At 64.6% G+C, this 1,400-nt stretch carries 1 protein-coding gene; it reads right to left on the bottom strand.

Annotation, left to right across the window (positions count from 1 at the left end):
* Window positions 1-24: 24 nt before the first annotated feature.
* Complete coding sequence (locus ACXR2W_RS14110) at window positions 25-1,095, bottom strand: IS110 family RNA-guided transposase (RefSeq protein WP_458817136.1); 1,071 nt, start codon at window positions 1,093-1,095, stop codon at window positions 25-27.
* Between the last annotated feature and the right edge of the window lie 305 nt (window positions 1,096-1,400).

The following is a 1,400-nucleotide window of genomic DNA, read 5'->3' as shown; positions in this document are numbered from 1 at the left end:
TGGATTCTGATTCTTCTATGTTTGTCAACTCGCCAGTTGAGGGGCGGCCGCGGCGTTCAACTGCCGAAACACTTGACGTGCAATATACCGCTTCAAACAGCGACGCACTTCTTTCAGTGTCCGCCCCTCACCAAGCCTCCGCTCCACGTACGCGCGCGTAGCCTCGTCACACCGTGCCCGGGTCACCGCGATCAAATGGAGGGCCCGGTTCAGCTGCCGGTCGCCATACCGGTTCAACCTGTGCCGTACCGTGTTCCCCGATGACGCTGGGATCGGGTTCACTCCTGCAAGCGACGCGAACGCGGCCTCGCTCTTTAACCGCCCCAGATGCGACCACGCCTCGTACAACCGCGCCGCGGTGATGTCACCAATCCCAGCCTCGTCCAGCAGCCCCGCTGCCGGGGTGGTCAGCAACAGCTCACGCAGCGTACGCCGGTTCTCGTCGAGCTCCGCGAACAGGACGATTAGGCGGGCGGCCAGGCGGACCGCTTCTGCCCGCGCCGTTTTCACTTCCAATAGTTCGTCCCGGTGACGCCACCGGCTGATCTCACGCACCTGGGCGCGTGTCAGGCCGGTACGGGCGTCGACGCCGAGCTCATGGACGCGCACTAACGCGATGAGGGCGTTCATTTTCTGGGTGTTCTCGTCGGCGATGTCATTGCGCGCGGTCAACAGCACCCGTACCGCGGCGCGTGCACCCGCGTCGGCGCGAGGGCGCCGCAGGTCGGTCAGCGCGATAGGGAGCGCGGCCCGGGCCATCAAGACCGCGTCCAGGGCATCGCTCTTTCCCCGGCCCGCGCGCGTGCGGGGCGGGGTAGCGGGTGCTTCTGCGATCTGTTCCCACCCGGCCTCGGCCGCCAGGCGGGCGAGCTTCGCGCCATAGGTGGCGATGCCCTCGATCACGAGCAGGGTTGAGAGGTCGCCCCCGGTACGGCGTGTGAGCCAGGCGAGGGCGCGTTTCATGCCGGGCAAGGTCGACGGGAACGTTTCGTGGTCGACTTCGACGCCCGCGGAGGTGACGATCGCGTACGTGTGGGTACGGGCATGGGTGTCTACTCCCACCACGAAGGGGTGATTATGCGCCACAATAGACATGCGGTGAGTGCCTTTCTTTCAGGATGGGTCGGCCGCTACGCGGCCGGCGCCAGCCTGGGGAAATCACGCCAAGACACCACTGTGACGGACCACACCAGTAATGGTGGGTGTTCTTCTAATCAAGTCATTGGAGTGGGCAGGTAGGCACCGGCCGCGGTTCTCCTTCCCGGGCGGACATATCAGAATCAAGACACCCCAGAGGGGGTCAGCGACTTATTCGGGTCACACTCGGGAGTGAGAATCAACGGCCAGTGCCTAGCCTGCCAGCCAGTCCCAGACCAGCCAACTTAATACTCACAGCGACT

The sequence above is a fragment of the Leucobacter faecis genome, assembly GCF_054456695.2.
The sequence above is the reverse complement of the archived record's forward strand: the minus strand, read 5'-3'. Positions and strand labels throughout refer to the sequence as shown.

What these genes read in the sequence shown, in the direction of transcription:
- ACXR2W_RS14110 (WP_458817136.1), bottom strand. Translation starts at nt 1,095, where the DNA reads ATGTCTATTGTGGCGCATAATCACCCCTTCGTGGTGGGAGTAGACACC.